Source organism: Vibrio floridensis, assembly GCF_021852965.1.
Lineage (GTDB): Bacteria > Pseudomonadota > Gammaproteobacteria > Enterobacterales > Vibrionaceae > Vibrio > Vibrio floridensis.
The window spans coordinates 119,275-132,641 of record NZ_JAKGCY010000002.1; the positions used below are offsets into that span (position 1 = coordinate 119,275).

The window sequence follows — 13,367 nt, forward strand, 5'->3', positions numbered from 1 at the left end:
CTACCTATTTTTTCTTTTGTCCGGTTTGAATGTAACTGCGACTGACGTCTACAAGAGCAATATCGCGAATAAACTCACGCCCTAGAAGAACGGGATGACTCATTTGTGAGCGATCTGCCAATGTAAATTGTGCTTTCTCTTTGATTGCGCCTACTTTGACCCACAGTTCAACCACCGCGCGTCGTTCAGTATCGTCATTGGTCGATTGACGAATCTTCACATAGCGAATAACGGGGGCTTCAATCCAGTTTTGTTCTGTAGCGGGTTGTTCGGGATCTGAGAGGTGGAAGCGAACCCAATCTTTACCATTGCGCTCGAACATTTCGATGTCCACGGCATTGAGTGATGATGTGGTAGCACCAGTGTCGACACGGGCATCAAATGACTGATTAATAGAGTCGATAGTCACTTTCTCTATCGCACCAAGAATGATTTGATTTTTGGCTGGTGCAGGTGGCGCGGCAATGACTTTAGGTTCTGGTTTTTTCTCTTCAGACGACGCCAAACTTTGCTGTTGAGTCAATTGAAGATGTTCAACTTGTTTTTGTAACTCGGTAATTTGAGTCTCAAGGCTCTCGATGTAATCGACTTGGTTTGAGGATTGCAGAGTGAGATTCTCTATCTTATTCGTAATACGAGCCTCAGAGTCTTGGAGGGCGGTCAGGGTTTTCTGATGATATTGCTCACCATTGGTTAAAGTACAGCCAGATAACAAAACGAGAGCGAGTACTGGCGTCAATCTTATAAACATTGAATGCCTTAAAAAGTGAATTAGGGGAATAAGTTATTGTAAAGAGGAGTGTAGCGTATAAAAAAGGATGCGTGAAGCATCCTCTTGTTAGGGTTTAGTGATACTCAAATTATTGAGTCAAAACCGTGTCAATTATGGCTTTTTCGCCACCAAAATTGCGCGGCGAGGTGCTGGATAACCTTCCACCGTTTTGCTCGGGTCATTCTGATCGAGATAATCAGGCAGTGAATTGTGAGTCATCCAATTGGTGGTGCGTTGCTCGTCGACAGAGGTGACGTTTTCGTCCACGATGCGCACGTCTTCAAAGCCAACCAATTCTAACCACACTTTTAAAGCGCGAGCCGAAGGGAAGAAATACACATTGCGCATTTGAGCGTAGCGCTCCTTGGGAACCAAAACGGCGGTTTCATCCCCTTCAATCACCAAGGTTTCCAGAATCAATTCACCGCCTGAGACAAGCTGATCTTTCAGTTGAATTAAGTGATCAAGCGGAGAGCGACGGTGATACAACACCCCCATGCTGAAAACGGTATCGAACGCTTCAAGTTTTGGTAGCTGTTCAATACCCAATGGCAGCAGGTGTGCACGTTGATCGCCACCCATTAACTTACGGATCGCTTCAAACTGAATTAAAAACAGGTGTGATGGATCAATACCCACGCACAGACGTGCGCCTTCACCCAACATGCGCCACATGTGATAACCATTGCCACAGCCAACATCCAGCACGCTGCGATTTTTCAATGGTGAAATATGAGGCAGAACACGGTCCCATTTCCAGTCACTGCGCCATTCGGTGTCAATATGAATGCCGTGAACGGTATAAGGGCCTTTGCGCCAAGGGTGGAAAGTACGCAGCAAGCTTTCAAGCTTCTTCAACTCGCCTTGATGGAACGGGGTGTCATTGCTAATGGTGACAGAGTGCTTAATGTCTATCTGATCGGGTGCGCCTTCTGGGATCTTATTGAGTGCTTTTAACCAGCGAGGGAAATCACCATGCTCAGCATTTTGCCAATCTGTTAGCTGTTGAGGTAGAACGTTTAGCCATGGCTGAAGACGAGTGTCTTGAGCGATTAACTGGTAAAAATTAGCAAAATTAAACATCGTTTTTCACTGAGTAATAAATTAAAAATTGACACTAAATGCGAAACGTTAAGACTTTCTCGCTTCTCGCTTCTCGCTTCTCGCTTCTCGCTTCTCGCTTCTCGCTTCTCGCTTCTCGCTTCTCGCTTCTCGCTACTTAATCGCAAACATCGATCCAAAGTTAAAGCATTGGAACCAAACATCGTAGCTGCTGAATCCAATTTGCGCGAAGCGCTCTTTGTGTTGTTTCTTCGAATCTGGACGCATCACGTTTTCAATGGCACTGCGTTTTTGGCTGATTTCTAGTTCACTGTAACCATTTGCTCGTTTGAAGTCATGGTGAAGGTCAATCAACAGCTCATTAGAAACTTGATCTTCAAAAACGTACTTTTCGGAAAGGATCAAAATACCGCCAGGACGCAAACCTGCGTAGATTTTTTCCAGCAATGCGTAACGATCTTCCGGTGATAAGAACTGCAAAGTAAAGTTCAGAACCACCACGGAAGCATTTTCGATATCTATGTTGCGGATATCGGCTTCAATCACGTTCACGGGTGTATCGCTGCGGTAGGCATTGACGTGAAGCTTACAGCGCTCGACCATCGCTTTCGAATTATCGACCGCAATGATCTGACAGCCTTCTTGTTTGATGTGGCGACGCATTGAGAGTGTGGCTGCGCCCAGTGAGCAACCCAAGTCATACACATTACTGTGAGGTTTGACAAAACGTTCGGCCAACATACCAATAGCAGAAATGATGTTGCTGTAACCCGGAACCGAACGTTGAATCATGTCTGGAAAGACTTCCGCCACGCGTTCATCGAAGGTGAAATCCCCAATTTTATCGATTGGAGCCGAAAAAATAGTATCTGGATTGCTTTTTGGGTTCATAACCATTCTCTGCTAACAAGCTGCCTATTTTCACATAGGCGGTAAAAAGGCGCGTATTTTAGGGGAATTTCCTCAAGCTGTCATGCATTGCAAGACACGGCTTAGAACATCTGTATTTGGCTATGGCCACTATTGGCAGGAAAATCAGACAGATTGGGCAGTTTCACTTGTTGCTGTAATTGTTGGTAAAGTCGTTTGGCTAACTGGGGGCCTTCTACGTTATCTGGTGTGTGGATCATCAAATACGGTTGCTTACCCTCGGCAATCCAAAGGGGTAATTTGCTGAGCCAAGGGGAAAAGAAGGGCAGGTTGCTCTCTAGATCGGGATGACCAATAAAGCGAATCATTGGATGCTCTCCCGTCGCGATGGCGTGAACGGGCACCTTTGGTTTTTTCTGGTGCGCATCGATAACGGCCTCGGTTGTTGCTGGAGCAGCGAAAACCGGACGGCTATCCATGATGATGCGATCAATCTTTGTTTCCATTAACCATTGATTCAAGCGTTTCTCATCCTCTCCTTTCGCAAAAAAAGCCAAATGACGCACTTCGATTCCCAGCGGAAACCCTTCGGGAAAGTAAGAGCAGAAACGTTGTAGCAGCGGTAAATGCTCTGGTGAAAAAGCCGCGGGAAGTTGGATTGTCCATTGACCAATACGCGGGTGCAGCGGTTCCATGACACTCAAAAACTCGCGTAACAAACCCTGAGAGCCTTTAAGCATCTGCTGGTGGGTAATCTGCTTTGGCAACTTAAAGGTGAAACGAAAATCGTCATGCGTGGCCGCGCGCCAGTTGAGTACGGTTGGTGTATTTGGCGTCGCGTAGAAGGTCGTGTTGCCTTCGACAGTGTGAAAGACCTGTGCGTACTTTTCCAGCCGTTCTGCGGGTTTGGTCCCCGAGCCATAAAAGTCTTGTTGCCACTGATTGTGTGACCACATGGTCAGACCCAATCGAAGAGGAAGCGTGTTCATGGTTTCTCGCTGCATTTATTCCTAGCCTCACTGTACGAGAGTTTTGCTGAAATCGGTAGTTTCGCGTTATAATCCCGACCAATTTTTCACATTTGATGTGCTTTTGAGCAGTTGCTGTATCAAAAAGCATCAATGCATGATAAAACGCAATAAATTGTATTCTGACTAGTCGATTTTCACCGACATTCAGCGTATAAATGGACCTTTGCTCTGTTGAGAAAATGACCGACAGAGAGTAGTTAACAATTTTAGAGAGATTGGGAATTTCATTATGCGTACCCATTACTGTGGTCACCTGAACAAGTCCCTTGCAGGACAAACTGTAGAACTTTGCGGCTGGGTTAACCGTCGTCGTGATTTAGGCGGTCTTATTTTTATTGATATGCGAGATCGTGAAGGTATCGTTCAGGTAGTTGTTGATCCAGATATGGCTGATGCGTATGCAGTGGCAAGCCAACTGCGTAATGAATTCTGTATCAAGCTAACGGGTGAAGTTCGCACTCGTCCTGAAAGCCAAGTGAATAAAGAAATGGCAACGGGTGAAGTAGAGATCTTGGCTAAAGGTCTTGAAATCATCAACCGTTCTGACGTGCTGCCTCTCGACTTCAACCAGAAGAACTCGGAAGAGCAACGCCTGAAGTACCGCTACCTAGACTTACGTCGTCCAGAAATGAGCGACCGCATCAAGCTACGTGCAAAAGCGTCTAGCTTTGTTCGTCGTTTCCTCGATGACAACGGTTTCCTAGACATTGAAACGCCAGTACTAACCAAAGCGACACCAGAAGGCGCGCGTGACTACCTAGTACCAAGCCGTGTTCACAAAGGCAGCTTCTACGCACTTCCTCAATCTCCACAGCTGTTCAAACAGCTGCTTATGATGTCTGGCTTTGACCGTTACTACCAAATCGTTAAGTGTTTCCGTGACGAAGACCTACGTGCAGACCGTCAGCCAGAATTCACGCAGATCGATATCGAAACGTCATTCATGACGTCTGATCAAGTACGTGCAGTGACGGAAAAAATGGTTCGCGAAATGTGGCTAGAGTTACTGAACGTTGACCTGGGTGAATTCCCAGTTATGCCGTTTAGCGAAGCGATTCGTCGTTTCGGCTCTGACAAACCAGATCTACGTAACCCACTAGAGCTAGTAGACGTTGCTGACCTTGTTAAAGACGTTGATTTCAAAGTGTTCTCTGGCCCTGCTAACGATGAGAAAGGTCGTGTGGCCGTTATCCGTGTGCCTGGTGGTGCTGAGCTTACTCGTAAGCAAATCGATGAGTACACTGCCTTTGTAAGCATCTACGGTGCTAAAGGCCTAGCATGGATGAAGGTTAACGACCGTGCAGCTGGCATGGAAGGTATCCAATCTCCAGTCGCGAAATTCCTAAGCGAAGACGTAATCAACGGTATTCTAGAGCGCACTCAAGCAGAATCGGGTGACATCATCCTATTTGGTGCGGATCGCGCAAATGTTGTTTCTGAAGCGCTGGGCGCACTTCGTCTAAAACTGGGTAAAGACCTTGGCCTAACCAAAGAAGGTTCTTGGGCTCCACTGTGGGTTGTTGACTTCCCAATGTTCGAAGAAGACGACGAAGGCAACTTACACGCGATGCACCACCCATTCACATCGCCTCTAGGTCTGACCGCTGAAGAGCTCAAAGCAAACCCAGCGCCAGCGATTTCAAATGCGTACGACATGGTTCTCAACGGCTACGAAGTGGGCGGTGGTTCTGTACGTATTCACAACGCAGAAATGCAGGCAGCGGTATTCGATATTCTTGGTATCGATGCTGACGAGCAAAAACTGAAATTTGGCTTCCTATTGGACGCACTGAAATTCGGTACGCCTCCGCACGCAGGTCTTGCATTCGGTCTAGACCGTCTAGTCATGCTGCTATGTGGTACAGAAAACATTCGTGACGTTATCGCGTTCCCGAAAACAACGGCAGCCGCGTGTCTGATGACAGATGCACCAAGTGTGGCTAACCCAGCAGCACTTGAAGAGCTTGCGATTGCCGTGACGGTTGCAAAAGAAAAAAGCGCAGAATAAGCAATAAGCGTTAAAAAACTCCCGCAAACGCGGGAGTTTTTGTTTAAGGAACAGATAGGAAGTGTCATGTCGATTATTCTAGGAATTGACCCAGGCTCTCGCGTTACTGGCTATGGTGTGATTCGCCAAAATGGCCGACACCTGCAATATCTTGGCAGTGGTTGTATTCGTACATCAGAAAAAGATTTACCTGGTCGTCTAAAGCAAATTTATGCGGGTGTAACGGAGATTATTACTCAGTTTCAGCCGGATGCGTTTGCCATCGAACAGGTCTTCATGGCGAAAAATGCCGACTCAGCACTCAAACTTGGCCAAGCGCGTGGCGCGGCGATCGTTTCTGCCGTGAATCACGATTTGCCGGTTTACGAATACGCAGCTCGTTTGATTAAGCAAGCCGTGGTAGGTACGGGTGGGGCTGACAAAGCACAGGTGCAACACATGGTGCAACATATGCTCAAGTTACCCGCTAAGCCCCAGGCGGACGCGGCCGACGCGTTAGGTGTTGCCATTTGTCACGCCAATACCAATAAAACCCTCATTGCCTTAGCTGGGCAGGCGACCAGTGCTAAACGTGGTCGCTATCGTTAGTCTTGTGTCCGTTTTATGAGATAAAGAACTGGATGTCTATCCAGTTCTTTATTATCCTGTCGCAAATTCATTTCTAAAGAGTATTGAACGTGATCGGACGTCTTCGCGGCATTCTGCTGGAAAAACAACCCCCTGAATTGTTGATTGAAGTTAATGGCATTGGCTATGAAGTTCAGATGCCAATGAGTTGTTTCTATGAGCTTCCGAATATCGGGGAAGAAGCCATTATCTATACTCATTTTGTGGTGCGTGAAGATGCTCAGCTGCTTTATGGCTTCAATACCGTTAAAGAACGAGCGCTGTTTAGAGAAGTCATCAAAGCCAACGGGGTGGGACCAAAACTGGGTTTGGCCATTTTATCGGGCATGACAGCAAGTCAATTTGTGGCGTCGGTAGAAAGAGAAGACATTTCCACGTTGGTCAAATTGCCGGGTGTTGGTAAGAAGACCGCAGAACGTCTTGTAGTTGAGATGAAAGATCGTTTGAAAGGCTGGAGCGCTGGTGATCTGTTCACGCCATTTACCGATGCAGCGCCAATCGATTCAGGCAGTACAAGCAGTAACAGCGCAGAAGAAGAAGCGGTCAGCGCGCTCTTGGCGTTGGGATATAAGCCTGTACAGGCATCAAAAGTAGTGTCGCAGATTGCTAAACCGGATATGACCAGCGAACAGCTGATCCGTGAAGCGCTCAAGTCCATGGTCTAATCGCGCAAAATAGGTATTGATATGATTGAAGCCGATCGCTTAATTGCGCCGAACAATCCCGCTTTTCGTGATGAAGATGTGATTGACCGCGCGATACGACCAAAGAAACTGGCCGATTACCAAGGCCAAGATCACGTGCGTGATCAAATGGAAATTTTTATTAAAGCAGCGCAATTGCGTAACGAAGCGCTCGACCATTTATTGATTTTTGGCCCTCCAGGTTTGGGTAAAACCACCTTAGCGAACATTGTTGCAAACGAGATGGGCGTAAACATTCGCACCACATCAGGACCGGTGTTGGAAAAAGCGGGGGATTTGGCGGCCTTGCTGACCAATCTTGAAGAAAACGATGTACTCTTCATCGATGAGATACACCGACTCAGCCCGATGGTGGAAGAAGTGCTGTATCCAGCCATGGAAGATTACCAATTGGACATTATGATTGGTGAAGGCCCTGCTGCACGTTCAATCAAAATCGATTTGCCGCCCTTTACATTAATTGGTGCGACCACTCGTGCTGGCTCACTGACTTCCCCTCTGCGTGATCGTTTTGGTATTACCCAGCGTTTGGAGTATTACAAAATTCCTGATCTGCAGAATATCGTGCAACGCAGTGCTGACTGCTTGGGGCTTTCCATGGAAGCGGAAGGGGCATTAGAGGTGGCGCGTCGTGCGCGTGGTACACCGCGTATTGCCAATCGCTTGTTGCGCCGAGTGCGCGATTTTGCTGAAGTAAAAGGCAATGGTCACATCTGTGCAGACACCGCAGACAAAGCGCTCAACATGCTCGATGTGGACTCGAAAGGTTTTGATTACATGGACCGCAAGTTGCTGTTGGCCATCATGGAGAAATTTGGCGGTGGTCCGGTTGGCTTAGATAACATGGCAGCTGCGATCGGTGAAGAGAAAGACACGATTGAAGATGTGTTAGAGCCATATTTGATTCAGCAAGGTTATTTACAACGCACGCCTCGAGGGCGAATCGCAACCGATCGGGCTTATCTTCATTTCGGAATTGAAAAGTAAGTTTGCAAGGCTAGGTATGAAATTTCCTAGCCTTTTCTTTATTGTGACCAATGTCACAATAAAGAAAATCCAACTACCTCTAAATAGGTAATGCAAAATCGCGCATTGTAAACATCTCGTAGCCATAATGAGGTGTGCATTTCCTTCTGATTACCTCGAGTTAACAAACTATCTCGTATTCGCTTGATTTAGATCAAGTTGATTGTTTTTTAGGCAGAGATGCCGAGTGTTTCTTGATTCAAATCAAAGCGCTTTGCGTTTATAAAACTTTTGTAACGCTACCTTTTTAGCAGTAGTATTAGCCGCAGCTATATTAGCTGTAGCTTAACAATTAACTAACCAATACGGTACATTTTTGCAACAATATGTTGGTTTAATTCAACATTAATCAAGAAGGTTCAACTCTTGATGATGAAATGTAAAATGTAGAGAGTGTCATTCAGCCGACACATAGGAGTTACCATGATTGACGTAGTTGATCTGTCGCGGTTGCAGTTTGCACTGACAGCGATGTATCACTTCCTATTTGTACCTTTGACTCTTGGTATGGCTTTCCTTTTAGCCATCATGGAATCGTTGTACGTAATGACCGACAAGCAAATCTACAAGGACATGACCAAGTTCTGGGGTAAGCTTTTCGGTATTAACTTTGCTCTTGGTGTGGCCACCGGCCTAACCATGGAATTCCAGTTTGGAACAAACTGGTCTTACTATTCTCACTATGTAGGTGACATTTTTGGTGCCCCACTTGCCATCGAGGCACTCGTCGCATTCTTCTTAGAGTCCACCTTCGTAGGTCTGTTCTTCTTCGGATGGGAAAGATTATCTAAACGTCAACACTTAGCGGTTACTTGGTTAGTGGCATTAGGTTCCAATTTCTCAGCACTTTGGATCCTTGTGGCGAATGGCTGGATGCAAAACCCAGTGGGCGCAGAGTTCAACTTCGAAACCATGCGTATGGAAATGGTGAGCTTTGCCGAAGTGGTGCTTAACCCTGTTGCTCAGGTGAAATTTGTTCACACCGTTGCGTCTGGTTATACCACGGGGGCCATGTTTATCCTGGGTATTAGCTCATACTATCTACTGAAAGGCCGTGACATCGCATTTGCACGTCGTTCATTCGCTATCGCGGCTTCGTTCGGTATGGCATCGATCCTGTCCGTTATCGTTCTTGGTGACGAATCAGGTTACGAGCTGGGTGAAGTACAAAAAGTAAAACTTGCAGCGGTAGAAGCGGAATGGCACACAGAGCCTGCACCAGCAGCGTTTACTCTGTTTGGTTTACCGAACCAAGAAACCATGCACACCGACTACGCGATCAAGATCCCTTACGTTATGGGTATCATTGCGACGCGCTCTTTTGACGAGCAAGTAACGGGTCTTCGTGATCTACGTGATCAGCACGTTGATCGTATCCGTAATGGTATGTATGCCTACGAATTGCTAGAAAAACTTCGTGCTGGCGATCGCTCTGAAGCGAATAAAGCGGCGTTTGATGAAGTAAAAGGTGACCTTGGTTACGGCTTGCTGCTTAAGCGTTATACCGACAAAGTAACTGATGCAACGGAAGAGCAAATTCAAGCCGCTGCGGATGACTCCATCCCAACCGTATGGCCGCTATTCTGGTCGTTCCGTATCATGGTGGGCTGTGGCTTCATCATGCTGTTTGTCTTTGGTGCTGCATTTGTTCAAACATGTCGCCAGAAAATCGAGCAGAAACCATGGGTACTTAAAGCAGCTCTATTTAGCATCCCGCTTCCTTGGATCGCTATCGAAGCTGGCTGGTTTGTTGCTGAGTATGGTCGTCAGCCATGGGCGGTGGGTGAAATCCTTCCAACCCACGTTGCGGCATCTGCACTGACAATCGGCGAGTTGTGGACCTCTCTATTCGCTATCATCGCTCTGTACACCGTGTTCTTGATCGCGGAAGTTTACCTGATGCTGAAATTTGCTCGCAAAGGACCAAGTAGCCTTAAAACAGGCCGTTACCACTTCGAACAAAATGGCGAGTCGATAGAAGACAAAGTTATTCGCCAAGTAGAAGCGTAAGGCAAGGAGACAGAAAATGTTTGATTATGAAATCTTACGACTGATTTGGTGGGTTCTGATCGGTGTTCTACTGGTTGGTTTCGCCGTCACCGACGGTTTCGATATGGGTGTGGGTGCGCTCGTACCGGTTATCGGCAAAAACGACACAGAGCGCCGCGTGATGATCAACACCATCGCGCCACACTGGGATGGTAACCAAGTTTGGCTTATCACTGCTGGTGGTGCTCTGTTTGCGGCATGGCCGTTAGTCTACGCAACGTCGTTCTCAGGCTTCTACCTCGCGATGTATGTCACGTTAGCGGCACTTTGGTTACGCCCACTAGGTTTAGACTACCGTTCTAAAGTCGAAAACCCAAAATGGCGTAGTGCATGGGATGGCGCGATCTGTTTTAGTGGCGCAGTGCCGCCAGTGATCTTCGGCGTTGCTTTTGGTAACTTACTACAAGGCGTACCATTTGAACTAAACAACCTGCTGATGTCAGAGTACAAAGGTTCATTCTTTGCACTATTGAATCCATTTGCATTGCTTTGCGGTGTTCTCAGCTTAATGTTGTTTGTTCTCCAAGGCGCAACTTGGTTACAAATGAAGACAACAGAAGCGCTGCATACTCGTGCACGTAACGTGGCACAAATTGCAGGTCTTGTAGTGGTGGCATTGTTCGTGATTGGTGGTTTCTGGGTTCAATCAATCGAAGGCTACGTGATTACGAGCACCATCGATACATTCGCAGACTCCAACCCGCTGAATAAAGAAGTCGTGCAACAAGCGGGTGCTTGGATGGCGAATTTTGAAGCTCATCCTGCACTATGGGCAGCACCAGTATTGGGCGTGTTCATGCCATTACTAGCGGTGATTGCCTCTCGTTTTGAGCGTGGTGGGTTTGCTTTCCTATTCTCAAGCTTGGCAAATGCTGGTGTGATTTTGACAGCGGGCTTTGCAATGTTCCCATTTGTGATGCCTTCAAGCCTTGTTCCTGCGCACAGCTTGACCATGTGGGACTCAACAGCAAGTGAGCTAACACTTGGCCTGATGACGGCGGTTGCTGCCGTTATGGTACCTGTGATTCTTGCTTACACAACTTGGACTTACTACAAAATGTTCGGCCGTCTAGATAAGAAACACATCGAAGACAACGACGTTTCTGCTTACTAAGGAGTAAAAACTATGTGGTATTTCGCATGGATTCTAGGTGTGCTACTTGCGTGTGCATTCGGTATCATCAACGCTCTTTGGTTAGAGCACAGTGAAATGATGGATAAAGACAGTGAGTAGCTTGGACGCGCGAATCGCTTTGTTGCATGAACCACTAGACAAAACACTATTGAAAGTGATTGCGTTGTTGCTTGGTTTTATGCACGTGGGATTAGTGATGTGGGACCCAGAAGCCTACGCGACTGCGATAGGTGGCTTCAATGCGATAAAAGGTCCTGCTCTAATCTGGGCGGTTTGCTCCAGCATGGTTTACGGCGTTGGATTTAAACCGAGAAAATGGGTGTGGCAACTTCTGTTTAGCCCATACTTCTCTCTATCTATATTGCTGTTTCTCACTGCTTTATACATTTTGTAACCGAAAAGGTGAATAATTGAGCCAGGCATCTTGCCTGGCTTTTTATTTTCCCCACGCAACTCAAAAAAAGTCTGAACTGCGGTACCAATTTGTGCCGCTTACGTTATAGTAATTGCCTTTAAACACGAATGAATTGGTAGAATTTTGAACGGAATACGTCAGCCTTTTACTTGGCCAGTTACGGTTTATTACGAAGACACCGATGCAGGTGGGGTGGTCTATCACTCCAATTATCTGAAGTTTTTTGAGCGAGCGAGAACAGAGTTGTTACGTTCGGTAGGGATTTCGCAAAACCGGTTGCTGGAACAAAACATTGGCTTTGTTGTCCGACACATGGATATCAATTTTATTCAGGGTGCTCGCCTTGACCAACACCTCACCATATTGACTAAAGTTGGCGAAATTAAACGCGCTTCGCTGCTTTTCTGTCAGGAATTAGTCAATGATGAGGGCAAGTTATTGTGTACAGCAACCGTTAAGGTAGCATGTATCGACAATGTAAAAATGAAGCCAATTGCAATTCCCACTTCTATTATTTCGGAGCTGACAAATAGTGACTGCTGATATTTCTATTCTTGATCTGTTTTTACAAGCAAGCCTACTGGTAAAACTGGTGATGTTGACTTTGCTTGGTATGTCAGTGGTCTCTTGGGCAATGATCATTAAGCGCAGCAAAGTCCTCTCTAAAGCGGCAAAAGACGCAGAAGCATTTGAGGATAAATTCTGGTCTGGCATCGATCTTTCTCAGCTTTATCAGCAAGTGAAAGCACGTAAAGATGATCTTTCTGGTGCTGAAGAAATTTTCTATGCGGGTTTTACCGAGTTTGCAAGGCTGCGTAAAACCAACCCAACATCGCCAGATTTCGTGATGGAAGGAACAGGTCGTGCCATGCGAGTCGCGGTGTCTCGTGAAGTTGATGAACTGGAAACGAGTTTACCATTCCTTGCTACCGTGGGTTCCATTACGCCATATATCGGTCTTTTTGGTACGGTGTGGGGTATCATGCATGCTTTCGTCGCGCTGGGCGAAGTGAAGCAAGCGACATTATCAATGGTGGCTCCGGGCATCGCAGAAGCACTGATTGCGACAGCAATGGGTCTATTTGCAGCGATTCCAGCTGTTATGGCTTACAACCGATTTGCCAGCAAAGTGGGCAAGTTGGAACACAGCTACTCAACGTTTTCGGAAGAGTTCCATAGCATTCTGCACCGTCAAGCGATGGCAGGTAGTCAGTAATGGCAGGGTACCAACCAAAAAAACGCAAGATGACCGCAGAGATTAACGTCGTGCCATATATCGACGTTATGTTGGTGCTGTTGATCATCTTTATGGCGACGGCTCCCTTTGTTTCTCAGGGCGTCGATGTTGAACTGCCGAAAACCAGTAATGCCAAAACCATGTCCGATCTGGCTGGTGATAGTGATAGTAGCTTTATTATCATTGAGGTTGACAGCGAAGGTAACCTAGGTCTGAGCGTGAATAACGATGAAGTGCAACGTGGTCTTTCTATTGAAGATGTGATTGTACGTGTCAAAGCAGAACTTTCACTGAAGCCAAATTCTCCCGTAGCAGTGGGTGGTGATGCAGCAACGCCTTACGCTGAAATTGTTCTACTGCTCGACGAGTTAAGCAAAGCAGGCATTGAGAAAGTCGGTCTACTTACGGATATCAAGTAAATAAACTCCATG

At 46.6% G+C, this 13,367-nt stretch carries 15 protein-coding genes; 11 read left to right on the forward strand and 4 right to left on the reverse strand.

Annotated elements, in window-relative coordinates:
• Positions 1-4 precede the first annotated feature (4 nt).
• The 4 genes from LZU85_RS04885 to LZU85_RS04900 form a co-directional block, all read right to left on the reverse strand.
• Positions 5-751, reverse strand: coding sequence for an ATP-dependent zinc protease family protein (locus LZU85_RS04885; protein ID WP_101957205.1), 747 nt, complete (start codon positions 749-751; stop codon positions 5-7).
• Between the two features lie 132 nt (positions 752-883).
• Entirely contained in the window at positions 884-1,855 is a 972-nt protein-coding gene (cmoB, locus tag LZU85_RS04890; RefSeq protein WP_011080032.1) for a tRNA 5-methoxyuridine(34)/uridine 5-oxyacetic acid(34) synthase CmoB, read from the reverse strand.
• A 132-nt stretch (positions 1,856-1,987) separates the two neighbouring features.
• Entirely contained in the window at positions 1,988-2,725 is a 738-nt protein-coding gene (gene cmoA, locus LZU85_RS04895; RefSeq protein WP_026050621.1) for a carboxy-S-adenosyl-L-methionine synthase CmoA, read from the reverse strand.
• A 101-nt stretch (positions 2,726-2,826) separates the two neighbouring features.
• Positions 2,827-3,693, reverse strand: a complete 867-nt coding sequence (locus LZU85_RS04900; RefSeq protein ID WP_237286710.1) for a DUF72 domain-containing protein — start codon at positions 3,691-3,693, stop codon at positions 2,827-2,829.
• 271 nt (positions 3,694-3,964) lie between these two features.
• Between LZU85_RS04900 and aspS the strand changes: the two genes are divergently transcribed.
• The 11 genes from aspS to LZU85_RS04955 all read left to right on the forward strand — a co-directional run bounded on the left by aspS (position 3,965) and on the right by LZU85_RS04955 (position 13,355).
• Positions 3,965-5,743 (forward strand): aspartate--tRNA ligase, encoded by a 1,779-nt coding sequence (gene aspS / locus LZU85_RS04905; protein WP_176298526.1) that lies wholly within the window; start codon positions 3,965-3,967, stop codon positions 5,741-5,743.
• Positions 5,744-5,809: 66 nt separating this feature from the next.
• A complete protein-coding gene (gene ruvC, locus LZU85_RS04910) occupies positions 5,810-6,331 on the forward strand; it encodes a crossover junction endodeoxyribonuclease RuvC (RefSeq protein ID WP_011080036.1) in 522 nt (173 codons plus the stop codon).
• 89 nt (positions 6,332-6,420) lie between these two features.
• A complete protein-coding gene (gene ruvA / locus LZU85_RS04915; protein WP_176298525.1) occupies positions 6,421-7,035 on the forward strand; it encodes a Holliday junction branch migration protein RuvA in 615 nt (204 codons plus the stop codon).
• 21 nt (positions 7,036-7,056) lie between these two features.
• Positions 7,057-8,061: a Holliday junction branch migration DNA helicase RuvB gene (gene ruvB, locus LZU85_RS04920; protein ID WP_176298524.1), complete on the forward strand. Its 1,005-nt coding sequence runs from the start codon at positions 7,057-7,059 to the stop codon at positions 8,059-8,061.
• 462 nt (positions 8,062-8,523) lie between these two features.
• Entirely contained in the window at positions 8,524-10,110 is a 1,587-nt protein-coding gene (gene cydA, locus LZU85_RS04925; RefSeq protein WP_237286532.1) for a cytochrome ubiquinol oxidase subunit I, read from the forward strand.
• 16 nt (positions 10,111-10,126) lie between these two features.
• Positions 10,127-11,263 carry a cytochrome d ubiquinol oxidase subunit II gene (gene cydB / locus LZU85_RS04930; protein ID WP_176298522.1) on the forward strand — a complete coding sequence of 379 codons (1,137 nt, stop codon included), beginning with the start codon at positions 10,127-10,129 and terminating at the stop codon, positions 11,261-11,263.
• Positions 11,264-11,275: 12 nt separating this feature from the next.
• A complete protein-coding gene (gene cydX / locus LZU85_RS04935; RefSeq protein ID WP_000270284.1) occupies positions 11,276-11,383 on the forward strand; it encodes a cytochrome bd-I oxidase subunit CydX in 108 nt (35 codons plus the stop codon).
• The gene (gene ybgE, locus LZU85_RS04940) at positions 11,376-11,678 is read left to right on the forward strand and encodes a cyd operon protein YbgE (protein WP_176298521.1); all 303 of its coding nucleotides are present in this window, start codon (positions 11,376-11,378) and stop codon (positions 11,676-11,678) included. The genes cydX and ybgE overlap by 8 nt, the downstream gene beginning before the upstream one ends.
• Before the next feature lie 144 nt (positions 11,679-11,822).
• Positions 11,823-12,242, forward strand: coding sequence for a tol-pal system-associated acyl-CoA thioesterase (ybgC, locus tag LZU85_RS04945; RefSeq protein ID WP_176298520.1), 420 nt, complete (start codon positions 11,823-11,825; stop codon positions 12,240-12,242).
• Positions 12,232-12,915: a protein TolQ gene (tolQ, locus tag LZU85_RS04950; protein WP_176298519.1), complete on the forward strand. Its 684-nt coding sequence runs from the start codon at positions 12,232-12,234 to the stop codon at positions 12,913-12,915. Before ybgC ends, tolQ begins: the two co-directional genes overlap by 11 nt.
• Entirely contained in the window at positions 12,915-13,355 is a 441-nt protein-coding gene (locus LZU85_RS04955) for an ExbD/TolR family protein (protein WP_237286533.1), read from the forward strand. The genes tolQ and LZU85_RS04955 overlap by 1 nt, the downstream gene beginning before the upstream one ends.
• Positions 13,356-13,367 lie beyond the last annotated feature (12 nt).